19 protein-coding genes are annotated in these 23,997 nt (G+C 57.8%); 10 read left to right on the plus strand and 9 right to left on the minus strand.

Features of this window, described 5'->3' with window-relative positions; genetic code table 11:
* Nucleotides 1-8 precede the first annotated feature (8 nt).
* Both ACLI4M_RS19045 and ACLI4M_RS19050 read right to left on the minus strand, forming a co-directional pair.
* Nucleotides 9-1,382, minus strand: coding sequence for a CoA transferase (locus ACLI4M_RS19045; protein WP_133623852.1), 1,374 nt, complete (start codon nucleotides 1,380-1,382; stop codon nucleotides 9-11).
* Between the two features lie 19 nt (nucleotides 1,383-1,401).
* A complete protein-coding gene (locus ACLI4M_RS19050) occupies nucleotides 1,402-2,307 on the minus strand; it encodes a DMT family transporter (protein ID WP_133623851.1) in 906 nt (301 codons plus the stop codon).
* A 220-nt stretch (nucleotides 2,308-2,527) separates the two neighbouring features.
* On the opposite strand from ACLI4M_RS19050, the gene ACLI4M_RS19055 reads away from it, so the two are divergent.
* Both ACLI4M_RS19055 and exaC read left to right on the plus strand, forming a co-directional pair.
* Nucleotides 2,528-3,253: a glutamine amidotransferase gene (locus tag ACLI4M_RS19055; RefSeq protein WP_133625083.1), complete on the plus strand. Its 726-nt coding sequence runs from the start codon at nucleotides 2,528-2,530 to the stop codon at nucleotides 3,251-3,253.
* Between the two features lie 210 nt (nucleotides 3,254-3,463).
* Nucleotides 3,464-4,984, plus strand: a complete 1,521-nt coding sequence (gene exaC / locus ACLI4M_RS19060) for an acetaldehyde dehydrogenase ExaC (RefSeq protein WP_133625082.1) — start codon at nucleotides 3,464-3,466, stop codon at nucleotides 4,982-4,984.
* 55 nt (nucleotides 4,985-5,039) lie between these two features.
* Here exaC and ACLI4M_RS19065 read toward each other — a convergent pair whose 3' ends face one another.
* Entirely contained in the window at nucleotides 5,040-6,212 is a 1,173-nt protein-coding gene (locus tag ACLI4M_RS19065) for a hypothetical protein (RefSeq protein ID WP_133623850.1), read from the minus strand.
* A 544-nt stretch (nucleotides 6,213-6,756) separates the two neighbouring features.
* Between ACLI4M_RS19065 and ACLI4M_RS19070 the strand changes: the two genes are divergently transcribed.
* Nucleotides 6,757-8,175, plus strand: coding sequence for a purine-cytosine permease family protein (locus ACLI4M_RS19070; protein ID WP_413449741.1), 1,419 nt, complete (start codon nucleotides 6,757-6,759; stop codon nucleotides 8,173-8,175).
* A gap of 33 nt (nucleotides 8,176-8,208) precedes the next feature.
* On the opposite strand, the gene betA is transcribed toward ACLI4M_RS19070, so the two are convergent.
* Nucleotides 8,209-9,885, minus strand: a complete 1,677-nt coding sequence (gene betA / locus ACLI4M_RS19075; protein WP_133623848.1) for a choline dehydrogenase — start codon at nucleotides 9,883-9,885, stop codon at nucleotides 8,209-8,211.
* Between the two features lie 19 nt (nucleotides 9,886-9,904).
* On the minus strand, nucleotides 9,905-11,374 hold the full coding sequence (gene betB, locus ACLI4M_RS19080; protein WP_133623847.1) for a betaine-aldehyde dehydrogenase: 1,470 nt from the start codon (nucleotides 11,372-11,374) through the stop codon (nucleotides 9,905-9,907).
* 201 nt (nucleotides 11,375-11,575) lie between these two features.
* Here betB and ACLI4M_RS19085 point away from each other — a divergent pair, with 201 nt between their 5' ends.
* The 3 genes from ACLI4M_RS19085 (at nucleotide 11,576) to ACLI4M_RS19095 (ending at nucleotide 16,507) form a co-directional block, all read left to right on the plus strand.
* The gene (locus tag ACLI4M_RS19085; RefSeq protein WP_133623846.1) at nucleotides 11,576-13,159 is read left to right on the plus strand and encodes a BCCT family transporter; all 1,584 of its coding nucleotides are present in this window, start codon (nucleotides 11,576-11,578) and stop codon (nucleotides 13,157-13,159) included.
* A gap of 1,062 nt (nucleotides 13,160-14,221) precedes the next feature.
* Entirely contained in the window at nucleotides 14,222-15,199 is a 978-nt protein-coding gene (locus tag ACLI4M_RS19090) for a glycosyltransferase family 2 protein (RefSeq protein WP_133625081.1), read from the plus strand.
* 6 nt (nucleotides 15,200-15,205) lie between these two features.
* Nucleotides 15,206-16,507, plus strand: a complete 1,302-nt coding sequence (locus ACLI4M_RS19095) for a flippase (RefSeq protein WP_048915771.1) — start codon at nucleotides 15,206-15,208, stop codon at nucleotides 16,505-16,507.
* 10 nt (nucleotides 16,508-16,517) lie between these two features.
* Here ACLI4M_RS19095 and ACLI4M_RS19100 read toward each other — a convergent pair whose 3' ends face one another.
* Together ACLI4M_RS19100 and ACLI4M_RS19105 are read right to left on the minus strand one after the other, a co-directional pair.
* Nucleotides 16,518-17,852, minus strand: coding sequence for a cation:proton antiporter domain-containing protein (locus ACLI4M_RS19100; protein ID WP_133623845.1), 1,335 nt, complete (start codon nucleotides 17,850-17,852; stop codon nucleotides 16,518-16,520).
* A gap of 86 nt (nucleotides 17,853-17,938) precedes the next feature.
* On the minus strand, nucleotides 17,939-18,505 hold the full coding sequence (locus tag ACLI4M_RS19105) for an NADPH-dependent FMN reductase (protein ID WP_133623844.1): 567 nt from the start codon (nucleotides 18,503-18,505) through the stop codon (nucleotides 17,939-17,941).
* A gap of 237 nt (nucleotides 18,506-18,742) precedes the next feature.
* On the opposite strand from ACLI4M_RS19105, the gene hemB reads away from it, so the two are divergent.
* Nucleotides 18,743-19,723: a porphobilinogen synthase gene (gene hemB, locus ACLI4M_RS19110; RefSeq protein ID WP_133623843.1), complete on the plus strand. Its 981-nt coding sequence runs from the start codon at nucleotides 18,743-18,745 to the stop codon at nucleotides 19,721-19,723.
* A 107-nt stretch (nucleotides 19,724-19,830) separates the two neighbouring features.
* Here the strand turns inward: hemB and ACLI4M_RS19115 are convergent, their stop codons facing one another.
* Nucleotides 19,831-21,297 (minus strand): sensor histidine kinase, encoded by a 1,467-nt coding sequence (locus tag ACLI4M_RS19115; protein WP_133623842.1) that lies wholly within the window; start codon nucleotides 21,295-21,297, stop codon nucleotides 19,831-19,833.
* Nucleotides 21,294-22,022: a response regulator transcription factor gene (locus ACLI4M_RS19120; RefSeq protein ID WP_133623841.1), complete on the minus strand. Its 729-nt coding sequence runs from the start codon at nucleotides 22,020-22,022 to the stop codon at nucleotides 21,294-21,296. The genes ACLI4M_RS19115 and ACLI4M_RS19120 overlap by 4 nt, the downstream gene beginning before the upstream one ends.
* Before the next feature lie 150 nt (nucleotides 22,023-22,172).
* Here ACLI4M_RS19120 and ACLI4M_RS19125 point away from each other — a divergent pair, with 150 nt between their 5' ends.
* From ACLI4M_RS19125 to ACLI4M_RS19135, 3 genes are all read left to right on the plus strand, one after another.
* Entirely contained in the window at nucleotides 22,173-22,790 is a 618-nt protein-coding gene (locus tag ACLI4M_RS19125; RefSeq protein WP_133623840.1) for a cytochrome b/b6 domain-containing protein, read from the plus strand.
* A gap of 9 nt (nucleotides 22,791-22,799) precedes the next feature.
* Nucleotides 22,800-23,591 carry a molybdopterin-dependent oxidoreductase gene (locus ACLI4M_RS19130; protein ID WP_133623839.1) on the plus strand — a complete coding sequence of 264 codons (792 nt, stop codon included), beginning with the start codon at nucleotides 22,800-22,802 and terminating at the stop codon, nucleotides 23,589-23,591.
* Between the two features lie 61 nt (nucleotides 23,592-23,652).
* Nucleotides 23,653-23,949: a pentapeptide MXKDX repeat protein gene (locus tag ACLI4M_RS19135; protein WP_133623838.1), complete on the plus strand. Its 297-nt coding sequence runs from the start codon at nucleotides 23,653-23,655 to the stop codon at nucleotides 23,947-23,949.
* Nucleotides 23,950-23,997 lie beyond the last annotated feature (48 nt).

Consider the following 23,997-nt stretch of genomic DNA (forward strand, 5'->3'; position numbering starts at 1 on the left):
CCGGACCATTAATCCTGCCATTCCGCCACCGCTGAACCTAACTTCGATGGCGCGCGCGACCAGTTTAGCGGCGTGCCGGGCAGCCAGAACGGCGAGCGCAGCCGCTGGCTGAGGCCAAACGACGATATCAGCGCTTCAGCATCTTCATCTGGCGGCAGGCGCGCACCCAAACCTGAGGGCTGTGCTTCCTGCGAATAGGGGGCGTCCGTCAGCAGGCAGGCGGTGCGCGCCAGCGACAGTCGGGCGGTGAAGCCGGTATTGTGCAGCAGGCGCTGGCGCAATCCTTCCAGTACCGCCGCCGCCATCATATAACCCGTGGCGTGATCGAGCGCCTGCACCGGCAGCGGAACGGGCGCATCGCTGTGCTGCCACAGGCGGCCGCGCTCGGCAATCCCGCTGGCCATCTGAACCAGACTGTCAAAGCCGCGGCGGTTGCGCCACGGCCCGGTCCATCCCCATGCGTTGAGGCTGACATCGACCAGCCCCGGTTTCAGCGCCTGTAGCGCCTCTGCATCATAGCCCAGATTGCTGAGCGCATCGGCGCGATAGCCGTGCACCAGCACGTCACACTGGCTGAGGAGCTGCTCAAAAAGTTTGCGTCCCTCCGTCGATTTCAGATTTAGCCGCGCGCAGCGTTTACCCAGCGTGACCTCCTCCTCCAGCGCAGGTTCCTGCCAGTCCGGCGGGTCAAGGCGCAGCACCTCAGCACCCAGCCCGGCGAGGAAACGCGTGGCGACCGGTCCGGCGATAATGCGCGTCAGGTCGAGCACGCGCACGCCCAGCAGCGGGCGCGCCGCAAACAGTCGCCAGGTGGGCGCCGGGCCGCAGGCTTGTAGCGTCTGCTCAATCAGCGCTTCACGGCTGACGCTCTGCCCCTGCGGATGCTGCTGCCACTCGCTGTGGCTGCGCAGCGCGGCGGCACAGCCTCCGGCGTCCACCACGGCCTGCTCAAGCTCCGCTTTCTGCCAGCGGGCGACGGCGGCCGCCACTTGCTGACGATTTCCCTGCTGGCCAAGCACCTGTTCCATCGCCGCACGATGATGTGGTGCATTGGTGTGCAGACGCAGCCAGCCATCCGCGGTGGCGTAATCCCCGGCAAGCGGATCCCACAGCGAGGGCAGCGGGCGGTTAACCGGGCGCAGCGCGTGCTGGAACCAGCGCGCGCACAAAGCCGCATCCACCTCTACCGGCTGCGCGCTACCGATCAGGCTGGCCGTCGCCTGCGCCGCCAGCCCGATGCTGGTGGCCGCCAGTTCGCTGACGGGATAAGCGGAAACCAGCGCCTGCTCACCGTTGATTTTCAGCTCGGGCAGCGGCGTGCTGCTGTTGCGAAGTCCCTGCCACAGCTGTTGCCACAGCGCAGCGCTCAGGCGGTTATCCATTCAACTCTCCTTCAGTTAATCAGGGGCGATCCGAACGGCGGCGCACAAGGCGAAAACGCGACAGGCGGGCGTGCATTTTCAGGTTGCGCAGGTTAATCACCGCGATTGCCGTGCCAATCATCACCAGCAGGCCGCCAGTGACTTTAAAGCTGTTCATGCTGTCGCCCAGCACCACCACCCCCATAATCACCGCCAGCACCGGAGTCAGCAGCGAGTAGGGCATGATCAGGTTAACGTTGTAGTTTTTCAGCAGGCTGTACCACAGCGAATAAGCCACAATCGAGGAGCCGATTGCGCTGAACAGGATGCCAAACCAGCCGCGCCATGAAGAGTGTAGCAGCAGGTTAAGCTGGTTGGATTCCGTTAGCCAGGAGGCGCAGCCGACGATCGGGATAGCCAGAAAAGAGAGCCAGCCGGTCATGGTCAGCGGGCTGATGGGCGGTGATTTTTTCACAATCATATTGCTGACCGCCCAGCCGAACGCGCTCAGCAGCAGCAGAACCAGCACCCACCAGTTCGGGATCGTCGGGCTACCCGCCAGCACCACCACGCCGCTCAGCGAAATCGTAATGCCCAGCAGCTGCACCAGGCGCAGCTTCTCTTTAAGGATCAGCATCGCCAGCAGCATGGCGATAGGCGTGCCGAGCTGTACGATCACCGCCGCAGTACCGGCATCGGTATGGTTCAGGCTGACAAACAGCAGCGAAAAGTGCATAAAGCCAAACGTGAAGGCAAGCGGCACCAGATAGCGCAGCTGCTGGCGCGAGACGCGGGTAAACGGCACCAGAATCAGCGCCACCACCACAAAGCGCAGGGTGGTCATCAGCAGCGGGGGAAGGTCGTGCAGCCCCCATTTAATGGCGATGTTATTAAATGCCCAGATGGACACCACCATCAGAATCAGAAAAAAATGACGCAGAGCCACCAAAAAATCCTTAGTTGAGTGATTGAGTCCCTTTCATCATGGCACGAAATGCGCCAGATGAGGCGCGGCTGGCCGTCATTTTTTCAGCAGCCGGTAGCTCCGACTAAGCCGATGCTTTGTATAAAGATTACCTGAAAATGTTATGAGACAGGCTGGTGACAAACTGCGATGATGATCTGCGGGCTGTCCGGCCTCAATAACATTGCCGATAAGGAGCGAGATAACAGTGAAATTGCCGTTAGCGATTATCCAGCTTGAAAGCCCGCCGCAGGCGGTTAGCCGCCAGGTTGGGGAGCAGAAGCAGTGGTTTATTGAGGCGCTGGAGCTGGCCGATGATGACTATATCGTGGTGCGCCCCGATCTTGGCGAAGCGCTACCGGACGTGCAGCAGATTGCCTGCGCCGTGCTCAGCGGTTCGTGGGCGATGGTCACCGACCACGCAGAGTGGAGCGAGCGCACCGCCGCCTGGGTGCGCCATGCGGTGGCCGAACAGCTGCCGCTGCTGGGCGTCTGCTACGGTCATCAGCTGATGGCTTACGCGCTGGGTGGCGAGGTGGGGGATAATCCCAAAGGCTGGGAGCGCGGCGTAAAGCTGCTGCAAACCACCCGCGCGCAGCGTCAGGATCCGCTGCTGGCCTCTGTGCCTGAGCGCTTCACCGCGTGGCTATCACACCGTCAGTCGGTGCTGACGCCGCCGCCGGGTGCGCAGGTGCTGGCCGCCTCCGCGCAGGATGGCTGCCAGATAATTCGCTACTCTGCCAGCGCGCTGTCGCTGCAGTTTCACCCGGAATTCACCCCTGAAATTATGGCCGCCTGCCTGCATAACAGCCTCGCGCCGGGGGAAGTGCAGAAGCTGCTGACGCAACAGCCCGAACCGCACTGGCCGCGCCAGCTGCTGCGTGATTTTTTCCAACAGGCGCAGCCGCAGCAGGCGAAAAGCGCCTGATATTGGGGGCTGCCTGCAGCGGGCAGCTCCGCGCATTAACCGCCTGTGCGCCACCTCACATCACCCCGCGAAATTCCCGTTTTACTGACGTCCTCATCACAGTTTCAGCCTCTACGATCTGGCATCCTGCCGAATGTCGACAAGTGTTAACATTCAGTTATCACAGTGTTAATTATTCGCCACGGCGATGACCTCAACAGGAGTACGATGATGCGCTATGCATACCCGGGCACCACAGATTCACTGATTACCCTGAAGCAGGAGTATGGCAACTACATCAACGGCGAGTTTGTCGCTCCGGTCAACGGTAACTATTTTACCAATACCTCGCCGGTAAACGGTTCGGTTATCGGCAAGTTCCCGCGCTCTGATAAAGATGACGTTGAAAAGGCGCTGGATGCCGCCCACGCCGCTGCGGAAGACTGGGGGAAAACCTCCGTGCAGGCGCGCTCCCTGACGCTGTTGAAAATTGCCGATCGGCTGGAGCAGCATCTGGAAACGCTGGCGGTCAATGAAACCTGGGACAACGGTAAGCCGGTGCGTGAAACCATGGCGGCGGATATGCCGCTGGCGGTCGATCACTTCCGCTACTTCGCTGGCTGCCTGCGTGCGCAGGAGGGTACGGCGGCGGAGATAGATGAGTTTACCGCCGCCTACCACTTCCATGAACCGCTAGGCGTGGTCGCGCAGATTATTCCTTGGAACTTCCCGCTATTAATGGCAGCCTGGAAGCTGGCGCCTGCGCTGGCCGCCGGTAACTGCGTGCTGCTAAAGCCCGCCGAGCAGACGCCGCTGTCGATTACGCTGTTTGTGGAGCTGATTGGTGACCTGCTGCCGAAAGGGGTACTGAACGTGATCCACGGTTTCGGTAAGGAAGCGGGTGAAGCGCTGGCCTCGAACCCGCGCATCGCCAAAGTGGCCTTTACCGGGTCGACCGCGACCGGTGGACATATTCTGGAGCTGGCGGCGAAAAACCTGATCCCATCGACCGTCGAGCTGGGCGGCAAATCGCCCAATATTTTCTTCGAAGATATCATGCAGGCCGAGCCATCCTTTATTGAGAAAGCGGCAGAGGGGGTGGTGCTGGGCTTCCTGAATCAGGGGGAGGTCTGTACCTGTCCGTCGCGTGCGCTGGTACAGGAATCGATCTACGAGCCATTTATGGCGGCGGTGATGGCGCGCGTGAAAACCATTAAGCGCGGCGACCCGATGGACACCGACACCATGGTGGGCGCGCAGGCTTCGCAGCAGCAGTTTGATAAAATCCTTTCTTACCTTGAAATTGCGCAGCAGGAGGGGGCTGAAATTCTCACCGGCGGCGGGGTGGAAAAACTGGAGGGCGATCTCTCGAGCGGTTACTACATTCAGCCAACGCTGCTGAAAGGTACCAATAGCATGCGCGTGTTCCAGGAGGAGATCTTCGGGCCGGTGGTCGGCATTACCACCTTTAAGGATGAAGCCGAGGCGATTGCCATAGCCAATGATTCCATTTATGGCCTGGGTGCCGGCGTGTGGACGCGCGATATCAACCGTGCTTATCGCGTTGGACGGGCTATTAAAGCCGGGCGCGTCTGGACCAACTGTTACCACCTCTATCCGGCACATGCGGCGTTTGGCGGTTACAAAAAATCCGGTATTGGCCGCGAAACGCACAAAATGATGCTCGATCACTACCAGCAGACCAAAAATTTGCTGGTCAGCTACAGCGTGCAGCCACTGGGTTTCTTCTGAGTAAATAGCCTACAGGCCGGGGTTTTCCGGCCTGTGAATCCCACTGCGCTCCCCCTTAGTGGAACTGAGAACCGCCACCAAATCCTTCCGAACCGGTGTTGTTTGCTCCGTATCCGTGGCCGCCAAAAGCGTGCCATCCGGCATTATTTTCACCATGACCCGAGCCACCCGCATGCTGAGAACGCTGACCTTTACTGCTCCCTCCCGTTCCTTTTGCTGTCTGGAATGGGGCACTGTTTTTGACGACCGGTTTATTCAAAACAACAGCGGGTACAGTCTCGGTAAAGGTCGGGCGGCCGACAACCTGCGTTTTAACCCGATCAATATTCATCTGGGTAAGCTGCGCACCGAGTAACGCGTTGATCTGCATTTGCGTGCGCGCCTGATTGGCGGCGGTCAACTGAGCGCCTTGCAGCGCGGCAGTTTGCTGCGCGGTGCGCGCCTGATTGGCGGCGGTGAGCTGAGCGCCTAGCAGTGCGGCAGTTTGCTGCGCGGTGCGCGCCTGATTGGCGGCGGTGAGCTGTGCGCCTTGCAGCGCGGCAGTTTGCTGCGCGGTGCGCGCCTGATTGGCGGCGGTGAGCTGAGCGCCTAGCAGTGCGGCAGTTTGCTGCGCGGTGCGTGCCTGATTGGCGGCGGTGAGCTGTGCGCCTTGCAGCGCGCCAGTTTGCTGCGCGGTGCGCGCCCGATTGGCGGCGGTGAGCTGTGCGCCTTGCAGCGCGGCAGTTTGCTGCGCGGTGCGTACCTGATTGGCGGCGGTAAGCTGTGCGCCTTGCAGTGCAGTGCGCGCGGCTGCGGCAGCCTGTTGCCCAGCCAGGATGCTGGCAGTCATCGAGCTGTTTTTAATACTGTTTACAGTCTGGCTGCTGACAGCGGGTTTATCAGGTGTTGTTGCCGTTGCCGTTGGTACTGGTGCTGTCAGGGGCGTCAGGCCAGTCCTGGCAGGTTCACCTGAATATCCGATTCTGTTAGCGATAGTGCTATCCAGATCGGAAACTGAAATGTTGTACCCTTTTGCCAACTGGCCAAAAGTTTGTGCCTGCATATCGGTTAAAGTCATACCTGCGCGCCGTGCGGCAATATCCTTAATAGCAGAAATGTTCATTCCCAGAGGTTCTGAGGCAGCCTGGCGAACACTGTCTACGATCTGATGAAGTGGCTCAAAGGCGGAGGCAGAAAAAGCCAGTGTGGAAGCGATTACAACAGCGATGACCTTAATTGAAGTTTTCATAAATCTTCACTATAAAAAAATTTGCGTTTCATCGGGCCTCTCCCTGGATTCTCTACCTTGTAAGTATCGATAAAAAATCGACATTTTTACTTGCCATCTTTTTTTTTGAAGGTAAACAAGTAGCCAAAACCTTCCGACCAGCGCGTTAAAAAAAGATTAAAAGCCCACTGATAAATGTGAGTGACAGGCAGCATACCCTCCCTCGGCGAGGCTGATATTACGCCGCACTGGATGGCGGGATTTGACGTAGATCACACTTTTGGTGGAAGCGATTACACCGCGTAAATTTCCCATTGTTTCGTAAAGAAAAATAATTATCTAACAGTGTGGAATGGTGCAATTAGTGTCGTCTGTTGCACCACTGAGAAGGGTAATTATCCTTCCATAACTTTTTAATATGACCCAGACGATTGCTGACTAAAGCCAAATATGGCACGGTGTTTTTAAGGTTGTATAGACAAGAATGCACAACCATTTTTCAACATGACGCTGTCGCCGCGCCGTTCCCGCGGTGGTGAGATCACTTCAGGCAAGGAGTTTGGATATGTCCGTCACATCATCGCGCGCGCAGCCTCAACCACGCCGTCTTATCGAAACCCGCAGTATTGATTATATTCCCGACGCCGAGCGCCATGGCCGGGTGTTCAGCCAGTTCACCCTGTGGTTCGGCGGTAATCTGCAAATTACCGCGATTATTACCGGCGCGCTCACCGTAGTCCTGGGCGGCGATGTCGTCTGGTCGCTGGTGGGGCTGCTGGCAGGACAGGTAATTGGGGCCGCAGTGATGGCGCTGCATGCGGTGCAGGGGCCACGCCTTGGGCTGCCGCAGATGATTACCTGCCGCACCCAGTTTGGCGTTTATGGCGCGGTGATCCCGCTGCTGCTGGTCTGCATGATGTACGTGGGCTTTTCCGCCAGTGGCACCGTGCTGGCCGGGCAGGCGCTGGCGCATCTTGCCGGCGTAGGTGACCGCAGCGGCATGATGCTGTTTGCCGTGATTATCATGGTGGTAGCGACGTTGGGTTACCGTCTTATCCATGGCTTAGGTAAAGTCGCCAGCGTGGTTGGCATCCTGGCATTCTGCTATCTTTTCCTGCGCCTGTTTATGGAAAATGACGTCAGCAGCCTGCTGGCGAACCGCCATTTTTCTCTGCCGATGTTCCTGTTGGCGGTGTCGCTCTCCTCATCGTGGCAGATCGCCTTTTGCCCCTATGTTTCCGACTACTCGCGCTATCTGCCGCGCAGCGTTTCAGCGCGCAGCACCTTTTGGGCGGTGTTCAGCGGCACGGTGCTTGGTACCCAGGCCTCAATGACGCTCGGGGTGATTGCCGCAGCGCTGGCGGGCAGTGCCTTCTCGGGTAATGAGGTGGGTTACATCGTCGGGCTGGGATCGAGCGGCACGATGGCGCTGGTGCTCTATTTCACCATCTGCTTTGGCAAAATCACCTTTACCACCCTGAATGCCTACGGCAGCTTTATGTCGCTGGCGACGATCGTCTGCGGCTTCCGCAAAAGTGCAGCGATTAGCGAGCGGGCGCGCATGCTGTTTATCATCGCTATGATGCTGGTCTCCTGCGGTATTGCCATACTTAGCGAACCTTCTTTCCTTAAGTCATTCACCCAGTTCCTGCTGTTCCTGCTGGCCTTCTTCGTGCCGTGGAGCGCAATGAACCTGACCGACTACTACTTTATTACCCACGGAAAGGTGGATATTGCGGCGCTGAGCGATCCGGATGGCCGCTATGGGCGCTGGAACTGGACAGGCATTTTTACCTATGCGCTGGGCGTGCTGGTGCAGCTGCCGTTTGTCGCCAATGGCTTTTATCAGGGGGCGTTAGTGAGCTGGTTTGACGGCAATGATATTTCGTGGCTGATCGGCTGGGTATTTACCGCGTTGTGCTGGCTGGTAATTAATAAGCTGCGCAACCAGCCGCACCTGTCGGCGACGGTGCTGCCTGACTAAAGAAAAGGGCGAGAGAAATCTCGCCCTCAGTGTTTATCGAGGCTGCCGAACCGGTGCGCCGTTGGCCTGATAGTACGGCACCTCCACCGCTGGCAGCGGGGCACGGCCACGGATCACATCAGCCATCTTCTCGGCAATCATAATCGTTGGCGCATTCAGGTTGCCGGTGGTGATCTGCGGCATAATCGATGCATCCACCACGCGCAGCCCCTCAATGCCGTGAACTTTGCCATCGTTACCCACTACCGCCATATTGTGATAGCCCATGGCGTTCGAGCAGGAAGGGTGGTAGGCAGTTTCGGCATGATGGCGCACGAAGTCATCCAGCTGCGCATCGCTGACGCACTCTGCGCCCGGAGAAATCTCTTTGCCACGGAACGGATCCAGCGCGCGCTGCTGCATAATCTCGCGCGTGATGCGGATCCCCGCCCGGAACTCGCGCCAGTCCTGTTCGTGCGACATATAGTTGAACAGAATGCTCGGATGCGCTTTGGGATCCTTCGATACCACCTGGACGCGGCCACGGCTCGGGGAGCGCATTGAGCCAACGTGTGCCTGGAAGCTGTGGGTGCGGATCGGGTTCGAACCGTTATAGTTCACCGCCACCGGCAGGAAGTGATACTGAATATTTGGCCAGCTAAACTCTTCGTGGCTGCGGATAAAGCCGCCCGCTTCAAAGTGGTTGCTGGCGCCAATTCCCGTGCCGTTCAGCAGCCATTCAGCGCCGATCAGCGGCTGATTGTGCAGCTTCAGCGCGGGCGACAGCGAGACCGGCTGCGTACATTCGTACTGCAGATACATCTCCAGGTGGTCCTGCAGATTGGCACCCACGCCGGGCAGGTCAAGCACCAGCGGGATGTCCAGCGAAGAGAGCAGCGCGCCGGGGCCGACGCCGGAGCGTTGCAGGATCTGCGGGGAGGCAATCGCCCCGGCGCACAGCAGCACTTCGCGTCTCGCATACGCCTGCTGCGGCTGGTCCTTCTGCTGCCACAGCACCCCGACGGCGCGCTGCTGCTCGAACAGAATGCGGTCGGTCAGCGCATGGACTTCAATCGTCAGGTTGCTGCGCGGACGCGCCTGATCGAGGTAGCCGCGTGCGGTGCTGGCGCGTCGTCCTTTTGGCGTCACGGTGCGGTCCATCGGACCAAAGCCCTCCTGCTGATAGCCGTTCAGATCCTCGGTGCGCGGATAACCCGCCTGCACGCCCGCCTCAACCATGGCATGGAACAGAATATTGTTATCGCTTTTCGGCGTGGTGACGCTGACCGGCCCGGCATCGCCGTGATAATCATTGCCGCCGATATCGCGCCGCTCGGCAATCTTGAAGTAGGGCAGGCAGTCGAGGTAGCGCCAGTTCTCCAGCCCCTCCTGCTGCGCCCAGTTATCGTAATCCATCGCGTTGCCGCGGATGTAGCACATGCCGTTGATCAGCGATGAGCCGCCCAGCCCTTTGCCGCGCCCGCACTCCATGCGGCGATTGTTCATATGCGGTTCCGGGTCGGTCAGATATGCCCAGTTATAGCGCCGGCCCTGTAGCGGGTAAGCCAGCGCCGCAGGCATCTGGGTGCGGAAATCCTGGCGGTAGTCGGGGCCGCCAGCTTCCAGCAGCAGCACCGTCACGTCGGGATCTTCGGTCAGGCGGGTGGCCAGTACGTTGCCGGCAGAACCTGCGCCAATAATGATGTAGTCATATTCCCTGCGATTGCTCATGGTCACTTCCCTTTACTCATTAAAAAATTGACTGATAACGTTCCATCGACACCTGCACCGACTTGATGCGGGTGTAATGGTGGAGAGCGGTTAAGCCGTTCTCGCGGCCGACGCCAGACTGCTTATAGCCACCTACCGGCATCTGTGCGGGGGATTCTCCCCAGCTGTTGATCCAGCAAATTCCCGCCTCCAGCTGGTGGATAATCTGGTGAGCTTTCGCCAGGTCAGGCGTTACCACCCCAGCAGCCAGGCCATAAACGGTATCGTTGGCACGCTGAATCGCTTCCTGCTCGCTGTCATAGCTGAGCAGGCTCATCACCGGGCCAAAGATCTCTTCGCGCACGATGGTGTGATGATCTTCACAGTCGGTAAAAATGGTCGGCTGCACCCAGGCACCGGTATCGAACATCCCGCCGCTTATCGCCGCGCCGCCGCTCAGCAGGCGCGCGCCTTCACGCAGTCCGGAAGCGATATAGCCGAGCACCTTGTCACGATGCGCGAAGCTGGCCAGCGGGCCGAAGTTGGTGTCCATTTCCAGCGGATCCCCCGGGCGAATACGCTGCACCCGTTCAAGCAGCGCCGCTTCCAGCTCTGCTTTGCGCGCGCGCGGGACAAATACGCGGGTGCCGTTGGTACATACCTGGCCCGAGCTGTAGAAGTTCGCCATCATCGCGATGTCGGCGGCCAGTTCGATATCGGCATCGGCGAGGATAATCAGCGGCGATTTACCGCCCAGCTCCATGGTGACCTCTTTCAGTGAGGACTCCGCAGCAGCGGCCATCACTTTCTTGCCGGTAGGCACGCCGCCGGTGAAGGAGATTTTTTCAATGCGCGGATGAACGGTCAGCGCCTGTCCGGTGCTGCCGCTACCCTGCAATACGTTGAATACCCCGTCCGGCACGCCCGCTTCGCTGTAAATCGCCGCCAGCTTCAGCGCGCTGAGCGGGGTAATCTCACTCGGTTTGAAGATCATCGCGTTTCCCGCAGCCAGCGCCGGGGCCGACTTCCACAGCGCGATCTGAATGGGGTAGTTCCACGCGCCGATCCCGGCCGTAACGCCCAGCGGTTCGCGGCGGGTATAGAAGAAGCTGCCGCTGCGCAGCGGATACTGCTCGCCTTCAATGGCGGCCGCCAGACCGGCGTAATACTCCAGCACGTCTGCCCCGGTAACAATGTCCACGGCCGTGGTCTCCGACAGCGGTTTGCCGGTGTCCAGGCTTTCAAGCAGAGCAAGTTCGGCATTGCGCTCGCGCAACAGCGCCACGGCGTTGAGCAGAATACGCCCGCGCTCAGTGCCGGTCATGGCGGCCCAGATACGCTGGCCGCGTTCGGCGCTCTCCACCGCACGTTCAACGTCGGCGGCAGTGGCGATTTGCACCTGCGCCAGGCTTTCCCCCGTGGCGGGATTGATGGTTTCGAAGGTCTCTGTGCCGCTGGCATCCGTCAGGCGGCCATCGATATACAGTTTTTGAATGGGAAGTTGAGCCATATGACTTGTCCTTAAGTTGGGGCTTGCGTGCTGCCCGGTGCTCCCGATCTGTGATGCAGATTACGGGAAAGAATCGGCTGTTTTATTATTGATTGAACGTTCAATTAAAATACTATAGGCTCACCCAATGTCAATGAGATGATGTTCAATTGATAATGAGATGTTGCAGCAATGGTTTGTGAGATGAACAAGGAATGATGGATGACAGTGGAAAATCGCAATACGCATCAAGATGAATCGGTGAGCCTCAATCGGCCGGTTTTTATCAGTTCATCGCTGGTGATTTTAGTGCTCGGCATCCTGCTGGTGCTGTTCCCGGCAGGCAGCGAGCAGTGGCTGAGCCACGCTCAATTGTGGATAACCGATGTGTTCGGCTGGTACTACATGCTGCTGATGGTGCTGTGCATGGGGTTTGTTTTCTGGCTGGCCTGTTCACGCCACGGTAACATCCGGCTCGGTAAAGAGGGCGAAGCCCCGCAGTTCAGCTACCCGTCATGGGTGGCGATGCTGTTCTCTTCGGGCATCGGTATCGCGCTGGTGTACTACGGCGCTTATGAACCACTCGACCATTTCCTGCAGCCCCCGGAAGGGGCAGGCGGCACCGTGGAAGCGGCGCGACAGGCGATGGCGATCACCTTTCTGCACTGGGGGCTACACGGCTGGGCGCTGTATGCGCTGATTGGCGTGGCGCTGGCCTATTTCGCCTACTGCCGCGGTCAGCCGCTGGCACTGCGCTCCGCACTCTATCCGCTGTTTGGTGAGCGCACCCACGGCTGGCCCGGACATCTGGTGGACAGTTTCGGCATCCTCGTCACGGTGATTTCGATGGTTACCAACCTCGGGATTGGCGCGCTGCTGGTTAACTCCGGCCTTAACTATCTGTTTGGCGTGCCGCAAACGCCGGGCGTGCTGCTGGGGTTGATCGTGGTGATGATGATCGTGGCAACCTTTGCCGCGGTCAGCGGCGTGGAGAAGGGCATCGCCATGCTATCGAACATTAACGTCGGCTTCCTCTGCCTGCTGCTGCTGTTTGTCTTCCTGAGTGGGCCGACGCTCAGCCTGCTGAACGGCATGCTGCAAAACGTGGGTGATTATCTCTCCACCATTGTCAGCCGCAGCTTTGATGTTTATCTGTATGGCAAGGCGGAGAAGTGGCAGGGCGCGTGGACGCTGTTTTACTGGGCGTGGTGGGTGGCTTGGGCGCCGTTTGTCGGGCTGTTTATTGCCCGTATCTCAAAAGGCCGTACCATTCGTGAACTGATCCTCGGCGTGCTGCTGATCCCGCTCGGTTTTACCCTGGCGTGGCTCTCCATTTTCGGCAATACCGCCATCAGTCTGGTGCTGGAACATGGTGATGCTATTTTAGGAAAGGTGGCGCTGACCGACCCGCCGATGTCGATATTCAAACTGTTTGAGTATCTGCCGTTCACCCACATTGTGTCTGGCTTCACCGTGGTGATCAGCTTCCTGCTGTTCCTGACGCCGGTCGATTCCGGCACGCTGATGATCGCCAACCTCTCCAGCAAGGGGGGAACCTCCAGCGATGATGCGCCGGCCTGGTTACGTATCTTCTGGGCGGCGGTGACCACTCTGGTCTGCGCCGGGCTGCTGTATGCCGGGAACTTCAATGCGATGCAGACGGCGGTAGTCATTTGCGGCGTGCCGTTCTCCGTGGTGATCCTGCTGTATATGGTCAGCCTGCATAAAGACCTGACGCGCAAGAGCCGGGAAGCGCAGCCGCAAAAGCTGTCGCCGCCACCGGCTGATGCCAACGTCAGCCACTAAACGCCGTCTCACCCGGCTGGCATGGCTCTGACTGCCTCCCGCCTTGCCAGCACACTCACTGACCGCTGATTTCCACTCCTTCAGCGGTCACCTCCAGCCCCACCGCATGAGCCACTTCACCACCGATCCCATCGCCTAAAGCCAGCAGGGCGGCCAGCGACTGTCCGTGCACAGGTCAGCATAACCCGGCAATGACGGGCCTTTGAAGCCGGTTGATAGTCAGCGGGTAGCGATTTCCCGATGATGAATTTGTTAACCTGGGATTAACTTATTAAAGGATTTTATCATTAGCAGGGATTTTGTCTCCCGGACGCTGGGAGATCGCTTTATCAGCTGGTTTTACTAATGAGAGTTTGCGGCGGCAAACGGTAACCGGGTGTGAGTTTGTATCTGACGACCGAGCCACTTTGCGGTGAAAGTGTGATTATCATCACGCTGGCTGATGCTTTTTTTGCTTAAAAAAAGTCAGATCTATGAGAATTATCTGTTTTAAACGGTGCTGAATCACCCGCGTTTACAAGCGCAGCGGGTTGACGTTCTCTGCTTGATGCTGAAAAGAGTGTAAATATTACACCGGGATGAACTAAGAGCGGGCAGGAGGAGAGAGAAGCAGTCAGAGGAGCTAAGCTACAGATTTTTCAGGAAACCTGTTTTTTTACCTTTTGCTCCTTAACGCGTGAAATAAGAATATCCTCACTACATGCTTACCATTGGCAATAAATTCAAGCTAAGAATATTCCTGGTGGCGCTTTTCGTTTACTGGACGTTAATAGTAGAAAACGCGTCCATTTTTTCCTTAAGTTAACCTTAATGTAATCATTAGCGATAAATTACGTTTTAAATAAATGGATGTAATTATCCGTGGGCCGTTTAATCTCTGTTTATTTGTTTTCTCGCTAATGATTTTGCTGAGGATGTTTTAGGGTTTCTTATCTGATTCTTATGCGATTTCTTAAAAAAGATCGGCTTTATCCGAAACCCCATGCAGGAATTAAAGTGGCGTTGATATTTTATTTTATCTGGTGTTAATTAAATTAACTTCGAGATTAAGAGATTTACGTGATGACTCAAAAATTGCTGTCAGTGATCATCCCTGCGTATAACGTGGCTAACTATATTGTCGAGTGCGTTGATTCATTGCTGGTGCAGTTAGCGGCACCCAATGAAATTATTATCGTCAATGACGGTTCGACCGACGACACCCTGGCCCGCGTCGAGCAGGCCTACGGCAATGATGAACGAGTGAAAATTGTCACCCTGTCCAATGGCGGCGCGGGCCAGGCCCGTGACTACGGCATCAGCCTCGCACAGGGAACATTCGTCTTTTGCTGCGACCCAGATGATGTTGTTACCAATGGCTTTTTCGCAGAGTTACAGGCGACATACAGCCAGTATCCTGAGCTGGAACTGTTCTGCTTCAACTCCTCAATGTTTGCCGATAATGCCCCTGAACGCAGCTGGCCAAAAGTGCAGCATCAGCAGTTTGGTCTGCTGCGCCCGGCGACGGTTTTCCGCAATTTGTTAAGCCATGGTGGATATACCTCGGCGAGCTGGAACTACGTGCTTAAAAGGGAAGTTATTGAGAAACACAATTTGAAATATATCCATCGGGTGCATGAAGACCATTGCTACACGCTGGGGGCATTCCTCTGCAGTCGAATTGCCTTTGTCAGTACCAATATTTATTATCGTCAGCGCGTTCGCCAGGGCTCACTGACCAATAGCGCCAAAGCGGAAAGTTTCTTCCGTCAGCGTTATGATGCCTTTATCTCCTGCTATGAAAAGCTGATGAAGTTGACAAGCGGAATGGAAGAACGTCATGAATTGCGTCGACTTTATCTGATCCACTCCTTCAAATTAATGATTAATCTTTCGCTCGCCAGCAACAATCCGGTGCCGGATTACGTTAAAAATGCGATTAATTATTTCGGGAAAAATCTGAAACCGGGCGGTACAGGCAACTGGCTATTGTTAAAACAACCCGAACTGTACTCTAATCTGATTAAATTAAAGCGAGGACTTCGCAAGGCGCAAGGTTAGAGACTCATGGCAAAAGTAATTGATAAAGGCTTGTTAATAAATGTTCTCTCACTGCTGGCCTACCGTGGCGCTTCTTTCATCATCCCACTGGTGACGTTGCCTTACCTGGCACGCATCCTGGGCGTTGAACATATGGGGTTACTGGCGCTGGGCCTGGCCTGCGTGATGTACTGCAGTACCATCTCCGACTGGGGATTCAACGTTTACACCACCAAAGATATCGCAGAGCATCGTGATAATAAGCTGAAAGTCACCGAGCTGTTCTGGTCGACGTTCAACGCCAAGCTGCTGCTCGGCACAGCCTCACTGGCGGTACTGCTGATGGTCACCTGGTTCAATCCGGCCTGGCATAACCTGTTCTACATCGTGCTGGCTAACGCTACGGTGTTGTACGGTCAGCTGCTGTCGTTTGGCTGGCTTATGCAGGGCTTTGAGAAGCTGGGCAAGACGGCGATTATCTCGACGATTGGTCAGCTGACCTCTATCCCGCTGACTTTCCTGCTGGTAAAAACCCCGGATGATACCTGGCTGGCAGCGCTGATCCCGGGCGTTGTCGCTTTCGTTACCGCAATTATCACGCTGTCGATTGTCGTGAAGATGGATATCATCGGCTTCTACCGCTTCCAGCCCCGGGAAATTTTGCAGCGCATGAAAGACAGCCTGCACGTGTTCCTGTCAATTTTCGGCGCCAATATGTTTAACAACATCAACGTGCTGATCTTAGCGTCGATGACCAGCACCTATATGGTCGGGCTGTATAACGGGGCAGACCGCCTGAAAAAAGCCGCGAACTCGGTGCCGGAGCAGATCGGGAACGCCTTCTTCCCCCGCGTCAGCCATCTGTTTAACAAAGACCGCGCAGCGGCAATCGCGGCCACGCGTAAGAGCATCACGCTATCGTTCCTGCTCAGCCTGTTTATCGTGATTTTCACTTATTTCTTCGCCGATATTGTGGTGCGCATCCTGCTCGGGCCAGCCTTCCATGAGTCGGCAGACGTGCTGCGGGTGGCGGTGTGTGGCTTTATCTTCGGTAATATCAGCTACCCGGCTGGCCTGCAGATCCTCATTCCGCACGGCCTGACCAAGCAGCGCATGTACCTGATGTTTATCGTTGGCGGGATTAATATCCCGGCCTGCTGCCTGCTTGCGTGGAAGTTTGGTGCGTTGGGTGCGGCCTGCGCGCTGGTGTTTTCAGAAATCCTGATCTTTATCGGCATTATCTATCTGCTGGTGAAACACGATATCCTGAAGACCTATCTCGCCCGGCCAGCGGTTTTTAAACAGCCTGGTAACGAGCACGCAGGCTGAGTTACTGGCGTCAGTGGCGATCGATTTGTGACTGACGCCAGTTCAACCACGGCGTTACCGAGATGCCGTGTACCACCACGCTGGCGACGATCAGCGTAAACGCCATATCCGCCATGCGCGTCACTTCCTCCCCCGACAGCCCGTGGGTATAGGCCCAGGCAATATAGTTAATGCTGCCAATTCCGCGAATGCCCAGCCAGCCAATCGTGGCGCGCTGCAGGCGCGGTGTGTGCATGCCCAGCGTGGCAATCCAAACCGACAGCGGGCGAATAATCAGGAACAGCAGCGCGGCCAGCAGCAGCCCGTCCACGTTCCAGTGCTGCGCCAGCGTCACCCCAAGCACGATAATGATCACCGCGGCAAACAGCCGTTCGATGGTATCGCCGAAGGAGAGCGCATCGCTCACCACCAGCCCGGCAGAGCTGGCCGGATTGGTGCCCTCAATCATATGGCGGGCGTTGGGGTTAATCAGCTCTTCAGCCGGTGGATGACAGTCGCTATCCTGGAACTCTTCGGTCGGGAAATGGCGCACCACGCGCATTTCGGCGCGGCGCAGCCCAACCCCGGCGGCGAAAGCGGCGAGAAAGCCGGAAGCATCCAGCGCCTGCGCTGCGCTGTAGCTCAGGGCAATCAGCGCCAGCGCCAGGAAATCATTCGGGGCAACATCCTGATGCGTGTGGCGCAGGTGCGCGGCATACTGCCCAATCAGCTTGCCGAGCACAAAGCCGATAGCGCTCCCGCCGACCACCGCCCACAGCACGTCGACCAGTGCCCAGTGGCTGAGATACCCCCAGGACATTTCTCCGCTGCCGGTCAGCAGCGCCACCGCCAGCATCAGCAATGGCAGGGCGGTGCCGTCATTCATTCCGGCCTCGCTGGAGAGCGAGACGCGCAGATTATCGTTATCGCGTGCGTCGTTGACTGAAATCAGGCTGGCGAGCACCGGGTCAGTGGGGGCGACGATAGCGCCAAATGCCAGCGCCAGCGGCCAGGAGAATCCGGCCAGCCAGTGTGCGGCCAGCGTCACGCCCGCCACCGTCAGCAGCATGCCTGGAAACGCCAGACGCAGCCCCATATGCCAGCCGGGGCTTTTGATCGGCAGCCGGAGCTTCAGCCCGGTGATAAACAGCGAGGCGGCCATGGCAATCTCAGTCAGGTTTTTGGCCAGCGTGGCGTGGGCAGCAATATCCACACGCAGCAGGTCCAGCACCCACGGGCCGCAGAGGATACCGGCAATCAAATAGAGAGCAAACGCCGTCACCGGGCCGCGCGTAATCCAGCCCGATGCCAGCGACATCAGTAATAACAGACCGCCGGTGGCAGCGGTCCAGCCAAGAAATCCCATCACTACTCCTGAATCGATTTTGCAATCTATTCAGTATGGACGGGATATGGCGAAGCGGCACAAACGACTGCCGCATTTGTGCGCAGTCAGTCGTTGCGACGTGCCAGCAGGGCGAGCGCTTCCAGCTGTGCGCTGAGGTGATGACGGGTGCTTTCGTCAGTCACGGTGCCGTTTTCCACATCAATACGCGTGGCGGCCTGGCCAATCATGATTTCCGGCTTATTCAGCACCTGAGCGTTAAGAAACACCATGGATTGACGCAGATGATACTGGGCACGCGCACCGCCAATGGCCCCCGGCGACGCGGTCTGGATCGCCACCGGTTTCCCTGCCAGCGGGTTATCCGGCAGGCGCGACAGCCAGTCAATGGCATTTTTCAGCGCGCCCGGCACCGAATAGTTATATTCCGGCATCACAATGACCACGCCGTCAGCCGCCGCAATGGCGGCCCCCATCGCCAGCACGGCTTCAGGGAAACCTTCCGCCTGGATATCGGCGTCATAGTGGGGGAAGTCGGCAATCGACCCCAGCGGGCTGATCTCTACCCCGGCCGGAGCCAGCTGCGGCAGGCTGTTAGCGACAACGGCATTCAGTGATGCGGCCCGCAGGCTGCCGAGCAAAGTAACAAACTTCAGGGGAGCGTTCTGACTCATGGTGGTTTCCCTATATTGACGGTAGGTTGCTCAATAAAAGCGCTAACCCGTTAATATTACAAGCACTATTATGAAATATCTGTAAATACTTATGCGCATTCTGTGCCGTTACGAGGTCCAGAAAAGCCCGCAAAGATTGTCATCCGGCGCCCGGAAGTATACTGTTAGCACACTATTCATCTTTCTCTCCACGGATATCGCTTATCCGCTGGATGATCCGCTAAAACTGAGGTTGTTGTGTCCACTTACTCTCCCGCTCAGCGCCCAAGACGCCTTCGTCAAACCGCTTCTCTTCGCTCCCTGTTCCAGGAAAATACCCTTAGCCTGAACGATCTGGCGCTGCCGATCTTCGTTGAGGAAGAGATTGACGACTATAAGCCGATTATGGCGATGCCGGGCGTGATGCGTATTCCTGAAAAACGCCTGGCGTATGAGATTGAGCGCATTGCCAAAGCGGGCGTGCGGTCGATCATGACCTTTGGTATCTCTCACCATACCGATGCTGACGGCAGCGATGCCTGGAATGAAAACGGGCTGGTGGCGCGTATGTCGCGCATCTGTAAAGAGACCGTGCCGGAAATGATCGTGATGTCCGATACCTGCTTCTGCGAATACACCAGCCACGGCCACTGCGGCGTGCTGCACGATCATGGCGTGGATAATGACGCGACGCTGATTAACCTCGGCAAGCAGGCGGTAGTCGCGGCAGCAGCCGGAGCGGACTTTATTGCTCCTTCTGCAGCAATGGACGGCCAGGTGGGCGCGATCCGCCAGGCGCTGGATGCGGCAGGCTTTACCGATACTGCCATCATGTCCTACTCCACCAAGTTTGCCTCATCCTTCTACGGCCCGTTCCGTGAGGCGGCAGGAACTTCGCTGAAAGGTGACCGTAAAACCTACCAGATGAACCCGATGAACCGCCGTGAAGCGATCCGCGAATCGCTGATCGACGAAGCGGAAGGTGCGGATGCGCTGATGGTGAAACCGGCGGGTGCCTATCTGGATATCCTGCGCGACGTGCGTGAACATACCCGGCTGCCGCTGGCGGCGTATCAGGTAAGCGGTGAGTACGCGATGATTAAGTTCGGCGCGCAGGCGGGGGCCATCAGCGAGATCGACGTGGCGCTGGAAAGCCTGGGGGCGATTAAACGCGCCGGTGCCGATATTATTTTCAGCTACTTCGCGCTCGATCTTGCCGAGAAGAAAATCCTTTCCTGATCGATCGGGTACAAATCGGGTCGACCAGAAAAGCGGTCGACCCCTACGGCCACCTTTGTAGGGGCTGACCCTCTTTTTCGGTCAGCCCGCCTTACCTGACCCCTCTTTCACACCGGCACAAAAAACTGGAAACAGGCGCCGCGCTGCTGGCGATCGACCAGCTTAATATCGCTGTCATGCAGCTGCAAAATACGCCGCACGATCATCAATCCCAGCCCGCCAGCGCGATGCCTGCGCGCATTCAGCAGCGAAGGGCGCACAAACAGATCTTCGCGCAGTTCAGCGGCTATCCCCGGCCCGCTGTCATTGACCTGAACCTGTACTTTGCCAGCCTGCTGCGTCATCTCAATCTCAATCAGCCCATGCTCTGGCGTATGGCGCAAGGCGTTGTCCAGCAGGTTGGTCAGCACCCGCTCCATCATGCCGAGATCGGCCGTGACCAGCGGAATGCCCGGCGCGGCAGTTACCCGGATTTGCTGGTGGCGGGATTCAGCCGTCAGCTCAAATTTTTGCATCACGTCCTGCACCAGCTCACTCAGGCAGAACGTCTCCTTTTGCGGTTTCACCACGCCATATTCCAGCCGCGCCAGTTCGAACAGCTCCTGCGCCAGACGGCCCACTTTCTTACTCTGCGCCAGCGCGATGCCAAGGTAGCGCTGGCGATCCTCCACGCTGAGCGTATCGGCCTTCACCGACAGCGTTTCCAGATAGCCGTGCAGCGAAGTGAGCGGGGTGCGCAGATCGTGGGAAATATTGGCGACAAACTCACGCCGTAGCCGATCCTGCTGCGTCAGGCTCTGCCACTGCTGGTCAATACGCTGCGCCAGCTGGACAAACGCCTGCTGCAGCTGCGCGACCTCATCCTGCGGTTTGCCCGGCGGCAGGGGGGTATGAGCCAGGGCGCGGATGGCATCAATGCCGTCGTCATCCAGCCCGGCCACCTGCTGAGTCAGCCTGCGCACCGGGCGCGTGACCCAGCGGAAGGCGAAGAACCCGGCAATGCCACCCAGTAGCAGTACCAGCCCCATCGATCGCAGCGCCATCAGCACCGCCGAGTGGCGCTGCGCGGCGCTGGCCAGCAGCGAATACTCCTCGCCCTGCAGTATGATATAGACGTAGCCCTGCACGCTGTCGCCCATTTTCAACGGCGCGGCGCTGAACACCTGCGGCCGTGCGGGATCGCGCGGGTTATCGCCGTAGATCGGCATCGCCGCACCGGCCTGCAGCTGGTGCACCGGAGCCAGATCAACCTGCTGGCGCAGCAGTTTTCCCGCTGGGGCAGCATTGGCAATGATCTTGCCGCTGCTGTCCAGCAGATACACTTCCACGCTCGGGTTAACCGCCATCAGCTGGTCAAACAGCTTGTGGACCGCGCCCCGATCCAGCCCCTGCGCGCTGAGCAGCGGGTTGTTACTGACGATCTGGCTGGCGAGGTTAACCGACAGCCGCTGCGTCACGGCCTGGCTATACTGACTGGCGGAACGCACCTGCAGCCAGCCGGAGATGGCGCAGCAGGCGATCAGCAGCACGATAAACACCAGCATCAGGCGCTGCGAGAGCGTAAGTCGTTTCATAGGTTTTCCCGGGCGTCGTGCGCCTCAGCGACAAATTTATAGCCCTTGCCCCAGACGGTAAGAATGCGCTGCGGCTCGGCGGGGTTAGCTTCGATTTTGATGCGCAGCCGGTTGATGTGCGTATTCACCGTATGCTCGTAGCCTTCGTGCTCGTAGCCCCATACCTGATTCAGCAGGTTGAGGCGCGAAAATACTTTGCCGGGGCTTTTGGCAAAGAAATAGAGCAGGTCGAACTCGCGTGGGGTCAGCTCGATGGGCTGCTGATTTAGCATCACCTCGCGCGAGATCGGATCAATCAGCAGCCCGGAGAAGCTCAGCGTCCCGGCATCCATCTTCAGATTACGGCTCATCGCCTCCTGGCGGCGAAACAGCGCCTTAACCCGGGCCACCAGTTCCAGCATCGAAAACGGCTTGGCGAGATAATCGTCCGCGCCCAGCTCCAGCCCGAGCACGCGATGCACTTCGCTGGAGCGGGCGCTGATGATGATGATTGGCGTATAGCGCGTCATATTGCGCGCCCGGCGGCAGATCTCCAGCCCGTCGACGCCCGGCAGCATCAGGTCAAGGATCAGCGCATCCCAGCCGCCTTTTTCCAGCAGTGCCGCCCCCCGATCCCCGTCGGCAGCGTGGGTGATTTCGTAGCCCTCGTCGCGCAGATGCAGCCCCAGCAGCTCGGCGATATCGCCATCATCCTCCACGATTAAAATACGTTTGCCGTTTTCCATTCTGCCCGCCAATGTCAGCCTTAATATCGCTCAGTTTACACACCCGCCTGCCGCGGAGTTATCACATTTTGTTTAACTCTGCGTGAGGTCTTCGGGAACTTATCCGGGCAATACTGCCTCATCGCAACGGAGTCGCTGAGGTCAAACATCATGAACGTGTCAACCGGGGAAGCAGGCAGCCGGCCTGAGATTATCCATCCACTGTGGCTACGGCTGACGCACTGGCTCAACCTGCTGGCGGTGCTGATGATGGTCACCAGCGGCTGGCGCATTTACAACGCCTCACCGCTGTTTGATTTCAACTTTCCCGCTGAAATCACCCTTGGCGGCTGGCTCGGCGGCGCGCTGCAGTGGCACTTTGCCGCCATGTGGCTGTTTGGGTTCAACGGCCTGTTTTACCTGGTGATGAACGTGGCCAGCGGGCGGATAAAGCGAAAATTTTGGCCGCTTAATCTGCGCGGGCTGCTGGCGGACCTCGGCGCCGCGCTGCGCGGTAAATTGCAGCACAGCGATCCGCGCCACTACAACATGGTGCAGCGGCTGGCCTATCTGTTTGTGATGTTTGACGGCGTGATCCTGGTGCTTTCCGGGCTGGTGCTGTGGAAGTCGGTGCAGTTTCCGCTGCTGCGCGAGCTGCTGGGCGGCTACGACACGGCGCGCTACGTGCACTTTCTGGCGATGGCCTCGCTGCTGGGATTTGTGCTGCTGCACGTGGTGATGGTCGCGGTGGTGCCGAAAACGCTGCTGGCGATGCTGCGCGGACGTTAAGGAGAGACGATGAAAAAGATCATAAGCACGATATTCAGCCCTGCAGAGACGCAGGACGTGGTGAAAGAAGCGCAGCGGCTGATTGCCCGCCAGCTTGAGTCCTCTTCACGCCGCCGCTTTCTGCGCCAGGGGTTAACCCTCGGCGGCATGGCGATGCTGACCGGCTGTGACATCAGCGACAACGCCGGAGTCGAGAAGGCGCTGAATTCGGTTTCCGGCTTCAACGACCGCGTGCAGCACTGGCTGTTCGGTAGCGAGCGCCTGGCACCGGAATATGCCGAATCCGCCATCACGCGCCCGTTTCCGTTTAACGCCTTTTATGGCGAAGAGGATATTCCGCAGATCAGCGGCGACGATTACCGCCTGAACATTGCCGGAAAGGTGCTGGATAAACGCAGCTGGTCGCTGCCCGAGCTGTACAACATGGCGCAGGTCAGCCAGGTGACGCGCCATATCTGCGTTGAGGGCTGGAGTGCGATTGGTAAATGGGGCGGGGTGCCGTTTGCCGACTTCCTGCGGCTGATCGGCGCTGACCTTAGCGCACAGTACATCAGCTTCAAATGTGCCGACGACTACTACACCAGCATCGATATGAAAACGGCGCTACACCCGCAAACGCTGCTGGCGCTGACTTATGACGGGCAGATCCTGCCACCAAAGTACGGTTATCCCATGAAGCTGAGGATGCCCACCAAGCTCGGGTATAAAAATCCTAAGCATATTCAGGTTATCGAAGTGACTAATACCTTCCCGGGCGGTTACTGGGAAGATCAGGGCTACAACTGGTTTGGCGGCAGCTAACGCCGCGAATAACAATGCTATATCTGCACACTCTGTGCACTCTTACTATTAAGGAAATACCATGAAAAAGTTAATCAATGCAGTGATGATCTCTGGCGTGATGATGATGGGTCTGAGCGGGGCGGCACACGCAGCGGACAGCATGAAGAAAGAGAGCATGAGCCATATGTCCCACGACTGTATGGGCAAGGATTCAATGGGCAAAGATAAGATGGGCCATGACTGTATGAAAAAAGACGGCATGAAGAAAGACGCAATGTCGAAGGATGCCATGTCGAAGGATGCGATGAAGAAAGACAGCATGGGCAAAGATTCAATGAGCAAAGATGGCATGAAAAAGGATGCCATGAGTCAGTGATTGATCGAACGCGGATGGCTTCATGCTGTGCCGTCCGCGTTACCACTT

It is taken from the genome of Erwinia sp. LJJL01, from assembly GCF_047300805.2.
Lineage (GTDB): Bacteria > Pseudomonadota > Gammaproteobacteria > Enterobacterales > Enterobacteriaceae > Erwinia > Erwinia aphidicola.